7 protein-coding genes are annotated in these 9,251 nt (G+C 72.5%); 5 read left to right on the forward strand and 2 right to left on the reverse strand.

Annotated features, from left to right (window positions below; all coding sequences use genetic code 11):
* Positions 1–33: 33 nt before the first annotated feature.
* Positions 34–657, reverse strand: a complete 624-nt coding sequence (locus ACWFQ8_RS16180) for a TetR/AcrR family transcriptional regulator (RefSeq protein ID WP_453786854.1) — start codon at positions 655–657, stop codon at positions 34–36.
* A 113-nt stretch (positions 658–770) separates the two neighbouring features.
* On the opposite strand from ACWFQ8_RS16180, the gene ACWFQ8_RS16185 reads away from it, so the two are divergent.
* The 4 genes from ACWFQ8_RS16185 (at position 771) to ACWFQ8_RS16200 (ending at position 5,088) form a co-directional block, all read left to right on the forward strand.
* A complete protein-coding gene (locus ACWFQ8_RS16185) occupies positions 771–1,568 on the forward strand; it encodes an acetoacetate decarboxylase family protein (protein ID WP_453786855.1) in 798 nt (265 codons plus the stop codon).
* 1 nt (position 1,569) lies between these two features.
* Positions 1,570–2,454, forward strand: a complete 885-nt coding sequence (locus ACWFQ8_RS16190) for an SDR family NAD(P)-dependent oxidoreductase (protein WP_453786856.1) — start codon at positions 1,570–1,572, stop codon at positions 2,452–2,454.
* A 97-nt stretch (positions 2,455–2,551) separates the two neighbouring features.
* Entirely contained in the window at positions 2,552–3,868 is a 1,317-nt protein-coding gene (locus ACWFQ8_RS16195; protein WP_453786870.1) for an amidohydrolase family protein, read from the forward strand.
* On the forward strand, positions 3,865–5,088 hold the full coding sequence (locus ACWFQ8_RS16200) for an amidohydrolase family protein (RefSeq protein WP_453786857.1): 1,224 nt from the start codon (positions 3,865–3,867) through the stop codon (positions 5,086–5,088). The genes ACWFQ8_RS16195 and ACWFQ8_RS16200 overlap by 4 nt, the downstream gene beginning before the upstream one ends.
* A gap of 20 nt (positions 5,089–5,108) precedes the next feature.
* Here the strand turns inward: ACWFQ8_RS16200 and ACWFQ8_RS16205 are convergent, their stop codons facing one another.
* On the reverse strand, positions 5,109–8,210 hold the full coding sequence (locus ACWFQ8_RS16205) for an NACHT domain-containing protein (RefSeq protein ID WP_453786858.1): 3,102 nt from the start codon (positions 8,208–8,210) through the stop codon (positions 5,109–5,111).
* Positions 8,211–8,323: 113 nt separating this feature from the next.
* Between ACWFQ8_RS16205 and ACWFQ8_RS16210 the strand changes: the two genes are divergently transcribed.
* The coding region (locus ACWFQ8_RS16210) for a sterol desaturase family protein (protein WP_453786859.1) at positions 8,324–9,251 on the forward strand (928 nt) is incomplete at its 3' end.

Here is a 9,251-nt window from a genome sequence, read left to right on the forward strand (position 1 = left end):
ACCGGGGCCCGACGCGGCCGCCGGTGAACCGGCTCAGCGGTCCGGGGCCAGGAGGGCCGACACCAGGGCCCGTACGGAGACGGTGAAGAGCCGGTCCGGGTCCGCGGGCTTGGCCAGCGCGCGGGCGAGTGCCGGGTCGTGCGGGGCGGCGGCGGGGTCCCAGAGGTCGCTCTCGGCGGGGGACTGCGCGGGGGAGCGTTCGCGGTTGCGCTCGACGAGCAGGAAGCCGATCGCCTGGAACTGGATCGCGCGCACCGCGTCGGCCGCCCGGCTGCCGCGCAGCCCCGCCGCGTGCACCTCGTGGACGAGTGCCTGCTGGGCGGGCAGGAACATCCGCTCGGTGAGTCCGCGTTCGTGGACCATCGCGATCAGGTGCGGGCGCTCGCGCAGTTCACGGCGCAGGGTGCGGGCCACGGACAGGATCCGGTCGGCGGGAGTGCGGCCGGCCGGCCGGATGGCGCCCATCTCCTCCACCGTCCGCTCCACGAGGGCGTCCAGCAGCGACTCGCGGTTGCCGACGTGCCAGTAGATCGAGGTGACCGCGGTGCCGAGCTCGGCGGCGAGCTTGCGCATGGTCAGGGCGGCGGGGCCGTGCTGCTTGACCAGGGACGCGGCGGCGTCCAGTACGTCCCGACGGGTCAGCGTACTTCTGGCCATGTCCGGCCCAGCCAATCTGTTGGAGCGTCAGTTCTGCCGCGTGCACGGGTCTTTACCCTTCATCGGCGTCGGTGTAACTGTGTTACAGAACCGACCGAAGGGTGGTGCGAGTCATGGCACGCGTACGGTACGGAGCGCGGACCGAGGCCGAGATCGCGGCGTCGCGCGAGAAGAGTTCCAAGCTCCCCGACATCTGGTCCACGGGTGTGGTGGCCGTCTGGGAGAGCGACCCGGACGTGGTCGCGGCGGTCCTGCCGCCCCCGCTCAAGCCGGCCGACCGGCCCCTGGTACGGGTCAACATCAGCAAGGTCGACCTGCCCGGCTACCCCCTCGGGGCCGGCTCCGTGGCCGTCGCGGCCCAGCACGGCGGCGTGCGGGGCTGGTACCCACTGGTGATGCCGATGACCCACGAGCGCGCCCTGACCGGCGGCCGAGAGGTCTTCGGCGAGCCCAAGAAGCTGGGCGAGGTCACCGTCGAGCGCGAGGGGCTCGTCGTCCGGGCCGCCCTCGCCCGGCACGGGATCGCCTTCGTGGAGGTGCGCGGCGCCGTCGACCGCGAGCTGCCGCTGCCCGAGCCCGTCCGGAAGACCGACTTCTACTTCAAGTTCCTCCCGGCCGTCGACGGATCGGGCTTCGACGCGGACCCGGTCCTGGTCCACTGCACCCGCAACGAGAAGGTCCGCAAGTTGGAGCACATCACCGGTGACGTGGTGCTCCGCGAGTCGATGTTCGACCCGATCGCCGACCTCCCCGTCCGCCGGCTCGTGGAGATCACCATCGGTGAGAAGACCACCGACCAGACGGGCAGGGTCGTCGAGCGGGTCAGCGCCCAGGCCCTCCTCCCCTACATCCACCAGCGGTACGACGACCCGATGCAGATCCTCGACGGCCCGCCGGAAGGCAGTGTCTGAGATGCGACTGGAACCGGGACAGGTCGCCGTCGTCACCGGCGCCGCCGGCGGCATCGGACTCGCCATGGCCCGCCGCTTCGCCGCCGAGGGACTCAAGGTCGTCCTCGCCGACGTGGAGGAGCCCGCCCTGCGCGAGGCCGCCGCCGACCTCACGGCGCAGGGGGCCGAGGTCCTCGCGCAGCTCGTCGACGTCAGTGACCGCGACCGCGTGCTCTCCCTGGCCGACGCGGCGTACGAGGCCTTCGGCGCCGTGCACGTGCTGTGCAACAACGCGGGCGTCGGATCCGGAGCCGAGGGCCGGATGTGGGAACACGATCCCAACGACTGGAAGTGGGCCTTCTCCGTCAACGTCTGGGGCGTCTTCCACGGCATCCAGGCCTTCGTCCCCCGCATGATCGCCGCCGGCGGACCGGGCCACGTCGTCAACACGTCCTCCGGCGACGGCGGCATCGCCCCGCTCCCCACCGCGTCCGTGTACGCCGTCACCAAGGCGGCCGTGGTCACCATGACCGAGTCGCTCTACGCCCACCTCAAGGCGGAGGGCGCGGACATCGGCGCCTCCGTCCTCTTCCCCGGACCGCACATGCTGCGCACCGGGCTGTGGGAGTCCCACCGCAACCGGCCCGAGCGGTACGCGAAGCAGCGGCCGCGCAGGACCCCGTACCGCAGCCTCGACCAGTACGAGGCCGCGATGAAGCGGGCCGGCCACGAGGTGGACTTCACGCCCGTCGAGGACGTCGCCGAGCACGTCGTCGACGGGATCCGCGCCGACCGCTTCTGGATGCTCCCGGCGAGCGAGCACAGCGACCGGCAGATCCGTGCCCGGTCGCGGTCGATGCTCGACCGCGCCAACCCCGCCTACCTGGAAAGCTTCATCCTCGACTGAGGGGCCCGCCGTGCCTGACACGCATGTGAACGACCCGAACGACGTGAACGCCCCGGACGACGTGAACGCCCCGGTCGACGTGAACGCCCCGGTCGACGTGAACGTCCCGGACGGCGCGAACGCCCCGGACCGCGCGGGTGAAGACCCGTACCTGATCATCTCCTCCGACTGCCACGCGGGCCTGCCCACCGAGCTCTACCGCCCGTACCTGGACTCCCGCTTCCACTGCGCGTTCGACGACTTCCTCGGCCGGCGCGACGCCCGCCGCGCGGAGGCCACCCGCCTCGGCGTCCGCAACGAGGCCTTCGCCGAGAAGTGGTTCCACGACCACCAGGAGGGCCTCAAGGGCGGCTGGGACACGGGGCAGCGGCTGAAGGAACTCGACGGCGACGGCGTGGCCGCCGAGGTCGTCTTCCCCGACGCGGACGCGGTCGACAGCCGGACCGCGGCCCCCTTCGGCGTGGGCCTGGGGCTGTCCGGCGACCAGGACCCCGAGCTGGGCATGGCGGGCGCACAGGCGCACAACCGCTGGCTGGCCGAGTTCGTCTCCGAGCACCCCGAACGCCACTGCGGCGTCGCCCTGCTCCCCATCACGGGGGAGCCGGACAAGGTCGTCGCGGAGATCCACCGGGCCAAGGAGTCCGGACTGGGCGCGCTGATGATCCCGTCGATGTGGGTGGACAAGGCGCCCTACCACGACCGCCGCTACGACCCCGTCTGGGCCGCGGCGGCCGAGACGGGGATGCCCGTCGTCACCCACTCCGGGGCCTCGCCCCGCCACGAGTACGGCGACCACCTCGGCATCTTCGTCTCCGAGGTCACCTGGTGGCCGGCCCGCCCGCTGTGGTTCCTGCTCTGGTCGGGCGTCTTCGAACGCCACCCGGGCCTGAGGTTCGGGGTGGCCGAGTCGGGCTGCTGGTGGCTGCCGAACCAGCTGTGGTTCATGGACCGCCTCTACCTCGGCGCCCACGGCGGCAAGAAGCTCTCGCCGTTCGAGGAGCTGAAGCGACCGCCGAGCGAGTACCTGGACCGCCAGGTGTTCATCTGCGCGACGAACACCAAGCGGCGCGAGCTGGCGCAGCGGTACGAGATCGGCGTGGACAACATCCTGTGGGGCTCCGACTTCCCGCACCCCGAGGGCACCTGGCCGGCCACCCGCGCCTGGCTGCGGAAGACCTTCCACGACATCCCGGTGGCGGAGACCCGCCGGATGCTGGGCCTCGCCGCCGCCGAGGTCTTCGGCTTCGACACCGGCAAGCTCGCCCCGATCGCCCGCCGGATCGGCCCCACCCCCGCCGAACTGGGGCAGTCCGCGGACCAGGCGGCGGTGGAAGCCTCCTGGGCCCGCTCCCGGGACGTGGGCCGCCACTGGCTGACGGAGCACGACTTCCCGGTGCTGGGCGTGAACCCGTGACGGCCTCGGACCGGTACACGGTCATCTCCGCGGACTGCCACGCGGGCGCCGACCTGCTGGACTACAAGCCGTACCTGGAGAAGCGGTACCACGAGGAGTTCGACGCCTGGGCCGCCTCGTACGTGAACCCGTACGAGGACCTCCTCGCCGAGACGGCGGACCGCAACTGGAACTCCGGGCGCCGACTGGCCGAGCTGGAGGCCGACGGCATCGTGGCGGAGGTCCTCTTCCCCAACACCGTCCCGCCGTTCTTCCCCAACGCCTCCCTGTTGGCGCAACCGCCCACGGCCGCGGAGTTCACCCTGCGCTGGGCCGGACTCCAGGCCCACAACCGCTGGCTCGCGGACTTCTGCGCCGACGCCCCGGGGCGTCGGGCGGGGGTGGTCCAGATCCTGCTGAACGACGTGGACGCGGCCGTGCGGGAGATCCGCCGTACGAAGGAGGCGGGCCTCACCGGCGGCATCCTCCTGCCGGGCGCACCGCCCGGCAGCGGGATCCCCGAGCTCTACTCCACCGCTTACGACCCCATCTGGGCGGTCTGCGACGAGCTGGACGTCCCCGTCAACCACCACGGCGGCTCGGCGTCCCCGCCGCTCGGCGACGAACCGGCGGCGCGCGCCGTGTTCATGGTGGAGACCACCTGGTTCTCGCACCGGGCGCTGTGGCACCTCATCTTCGGCGGTGCCTTCCGCCGCCACCCGGGCCTCAAGCTGGTCCTCACCGAGCAGGGCTCCGGCTGGATCCCGGGCGTGATGGAGATGCTGGACTACTACCACGGCCGCCTGGTGGCGGCCTCGGCCACCGCCGAGTCCAAATTCGGCGCGGGCCTGGCCGACTCGATGGGCAAGGGCCCGAGCGAGGTCTGGCGGGACAACTGCTTCGTGGGAGCCAGCTTCATGCGCCCCCACGAGGTCCCGCTGCGGGACCGGATCGGCCTCGACAAGATCATGTGGGGCAGCGACTACCCCCATGACGAGGGCACCACGCCGTTCTCCCGCGAGGGCCTGCGCATCGCCTACGCGGGTCTCCCGCGCGAGGAGGTCGCCGCGATGGTCGGCGGCAACGCGGCCCGGGTCTACGGCTTCGACCTGGACCTCCTGGACGCGGTGGCGGCGAAGTGCGGCCCCCTGGTCTCGGAGGTCGCGCGACCCCTGACGGCGATCCCCCCGGCCGCCACCAGCCCGGCCTTCGCCCGCGGCGGCTCGGTCCGCGTCTGGTGACCCCTCCCCGTCGGCGCGGCTCAGTCCCTGTGAAGGAGCCGCTCCGGCGGGAACAGCTCGGTTCCGCGCAGGGCGTTCGCCCCGTACAGCTCGACGGTGAGGCCTTCCCGGTCCGCCAGCGGCGTCAGATCGACGACACCGGTGCTGCGGGCCAGCGCGAGCCGACGCAACCGGGGCAGCTCCCGCAGCGGTTCGAGCCCCGAGGCGACGTCGCACTTCTCGAACATGAGCGTGGTCAGGTTCTGATGCCGGACCAGGGAGCGGGGGTCCACCGCGGCGCCGTTGAGCTGGAGCGTCTCCAGGTCCGGCACCGATCGCTGCGCGGCCAGTTGGCTTGCCTGCCGGTCACCGGAAAGGGTCAGCAAGTCGAGCCGCGGCCACCGTTCGAGACCGTCCAGACCGATGTGGCGGGCCCCTTTCCACAGTCCGAACGCGGAGAGGGAGTCGGGCAGCTCCAACTCCGCGACGTCGGTGATGTCGGCCTTGAAGTCCAGCGCCACATGGTTCAGCGAACCGATCGCGGCCAAGGGCCGCAAGGACAGGCCGTCGGGGAGGCGGGAGAGGGTCAGGCTCCGCAAGGGCAGACCGGTCAGCGGGCCGAGGTCGCTGACGCCGGGGCACAGGTAGAGGCCCAGACGGGTGAGCCGTTCCAGCCGGGTCAGCGGGGACAGGTCGGTGAGGCCCGGGTCCTGCTGGATCGTGAGCCCTTTGAGTTCGCGTAGGCCGGTCACCTCCCCCGACAGCCCGATCCCGTCGTGCAGGCTCAGGTACCGGACGCCCGGAAGCCGGCGCAACTGGGCCAGCTCCTCCGGAGTGCGGACGTTCAGATAGGTCAGGCCGAGATCGACTCCGGCCAGCACCTGGTCCACGTATCCGGCCCGGTCGAAGTTCTCCCAGCCCAGGACGATCTGCGTCATGACCATCGGGCGGGTGTCCACCCGGAACCGCGCGATCGTGTCGCGGGCCTGCGGCCCGCCGACCAGGGCCGCTGTGCGGACGACCGCCGCGGCCTCGGCCTCGGACAGGCCCTGCGGGCCGGGTAGCAGGTCCAGCACCAGTTCCCCGGCCTTCGCCAGCTCCGCCGCCCGGGACAACCGCTGCGGCGGCAGCAGCGCGGCGGTGCGCGTCTCGGTCTCCCGCCGGACCTCGGGGTCGAGTTCGGGCGCGTGCTCCAGGCAGACGGCGGCCAGCAGTACCAGCCGACCGTGCACGGCCTTCGACCGGTCCGCGCGCCGCAGCAGCCGGCGGATCAGCAGTGCCCGCTCGTCGGGCCTGGCGTGGCCGACCGCCATGCGGACCACGTCGTCCCACGTGTCGTCGTGCGCGTTGTTGACCAGGGCGCCGAAGTCCCGGGCCTCCACGGCGGCCTTGGCGCCAAGGTAGTCCTGGAACGTGCGGTGGACGAAGACGACCGACCCCTTCATGGGCTCCAGGAGGAGCCCGCTGCGGATCAGCAGGTGGGAGAAGATCCGGTCCGGGCCGCCCTGCTCGCGCAGCTGGGGCATGGCTTCCAGCCACGTCTCCAGCATCTGCACGGCCTCGTCGCGGGAGGCCTCCACCTGGCCGTTGCGGATGAGCCAGTACGCCAGCCGCTGGAGCAGGAGGATCTGTTCGTCCCGAGTGAGGTAGACCCCTTCGACGGTACCGATCTCCCGCTCCGCGTCCCGCCGGAACAGCAGCATGTCCAGTGCGGCGTCGTACAGCTCCTTGCGGGCCCGGGGCAGCTGCATCCGCCGGTCCCGGTTCAGGGCGCACAGGAGCGCGCACATCAGCGGGTTCGTGGCCAGCCGCCCCAGATCCCGGCGGGAGGCCACCGCTTCGAGGAGCGAGGCCTCGTACCGGTCGAGCCGGGCCGTCTCCTGCGGATCCGGGCACTCCGCCCGCGCCGCCGCGTGCCAGTGTCCTACGAACGCCCGGATGTCGTCGCGTCCCATCGGCAGCAGGGCGTGCGCACGGAAGCCCTGGCCGGCCAGCCAGTCCTCCGGGATCGCCGAGGGCCGGGTCGTCACCACGTAGCGGGCCCGGGGGAAGGCGGTCACGAGGGAGCGCAGCCATGCCTCGGTACGGTTGCGCAGGCGCTGCGGGACCTCGTCCACGCCGTCGACGAGGACCAGGGCCCGGCCGCTGAGCAGCAGGTCCTCGGCCCAGCCCGCCGGGGCCGTCAGCGGAACGCCCGCGGCGCGCAGGAAGTCCTCCGGCGGCGGCAGGCTCTCGGCCGAGGTGAACGACCGCAGCCGCAGGACGAAGGGGACGCAGGTGTTCCAGGTGTCCAGGGCCGCCCCGAAGGACCGCCGGGCGGCGTTGACGGCCAGCCACTGCACCAGTGTGCTCTTGCCCGAGCCGGCCGGCCCGCGCAGCAGCACGCGGTCCGCCGAGGCCAGGGCGTGCTCCGCCCGCCGGGAGCCCTGGTGGGGTTCCGGTTCCCCCGGGAGCAGTTGTTCGCCGCTCACCGCCAGGCCGATGTAGGCGATGTCCAGCGGCCATTCCTGCCGGGACCGGCCGAGGGTGAGGCCGAAGAGCTGGAGCCGGCCGTGGGTGCGGGCGAGGTACTCGGCGTACCGCTCCTCGAAGGCGTGCGTGGCCCCGTCGTCGCGGCCCGCGTGCAATCGCTCCAGGGAACGGGCCAACGCGGAGGTCCGGCGCACCAGTTCCACGTCCGCCCGGGCTCCGAAGCCGGGCAGGGTCGTCACGTACTCCACCGCATGCGCGCAGCACAGGCCGACCAGTTCCCGGTACGCGCGCTCCGCCCCCTCGGCCAGGCCCGCCGGCGGGGTACGGGCCAGTACCGCCGCCGTGACGGCCGCCGGGTCCAGGTCCAGGGCGAAGAGAGCGTCCGCGTCCAGCGGGCCGAGCGCGGCGAAGGCGTCGCCGACCGCGTCCACGGCCGCCAGGCGCTCGTACTCCGGGAGCCGGTCGGCCGCCTCGCCCAGCCGGGGCGCCAGGGAGGCCGCCAGGCGGCGCGCCTCGCCCTCCCCGAGCTCGGCCGGCCGCCGCCAGCGCGGCGCCGGAGCGGCCGGGTCCCGGGCCAGGCCGGCCCCCGGGGCGCGGGCCAGGAGGGACTTCAGGAGCGCCGCCGCCGCCGTGCCCGCCACCCGTAAGAGGACCGTCTCGAACCCCGTCACCGCGCCTCCCCACGCCGGGGGCCAAGTATTGCGGGTACCTGCGGTAACTCGGATGAATACCGATCGGTAACAACCTCTAGCGGCACCCCGGAGGGCGCCTCTATGGTGCGGGCATGCCGAACCTGCCCGATGTCGTGCTGTGGTCCGTACCCGCCTTCGTGCTGCTCACCGTGATCGAGCTGGTGAGCTACCGGCTCCATCCCGACGAGGACGCCGCCGGATACGACACGAAGGACGCCGTCACCAGCATCACCATGGGGCTGGGCAGCATCGGCTTCGACCTCCTGTGGAAGATCCCGGTCGTCGCGGTCTTCACCGCCGTCTACGAACTCACCCCGCTGCGTGTGCCGTTGCTGTGGTGGACGATCCCCCTGATGCTGCTCGCCCAGGACTTCCTCTACTACTGGCAGCACCGCGGCCACCACGTCATCCGCATCCTGTGGGCCTGCCACGTGGTCCACCACAGCAGCCGGCGGTTCAACCTCACCACCGCCCTGCGCCAGCCCTGGACCAGCGCGACCACGTACTGGTTCTACCTGCCGATGGTGGCCGTGGGGGTGCACCCGGCCGTGATCCCGTTCTGCTACGGGATCAACCTGCTCTACCAGTTCTGGGTCCACACCGAGCGCATCGGGAAGCTCCCCCGGGCCTACGAGTACGTCTTCAACACCCCGTCCCACCACCGCGTCCACCACGCCTCCCAGGGCGGCTACCTCGACCGCAACTACGGCGGCATCCTGATCGTCTGGGACCGGATGTTCGGCTCCTGGGTCGGGGAGACCGACAAGCCCGTGTACGGCCTCACCAAGAACATCGACACCCACAACCCGCTGCGCGTGGCCACGCACGAGTACACCGCCATCGCACGGGACGTGCGCGCCGCCGGGACCTGGCGCCAGCGGGCCGGGCACGTCTTCCGCGGCCCCGGCTGGCAGCCCGCCCCCGCCTCCCGGGCCAGGGGCGGTGCCCCGGCTCCGGCCGCCGCTCCGGCCGCCGCTCTCGCCCCGGCCGCCGCTCTCGCCCCGGCCGCCGCCCCCGCGC

It is taken from the genome of Streptomyces sp. NPDC055254, assembly GCF_053606025.1.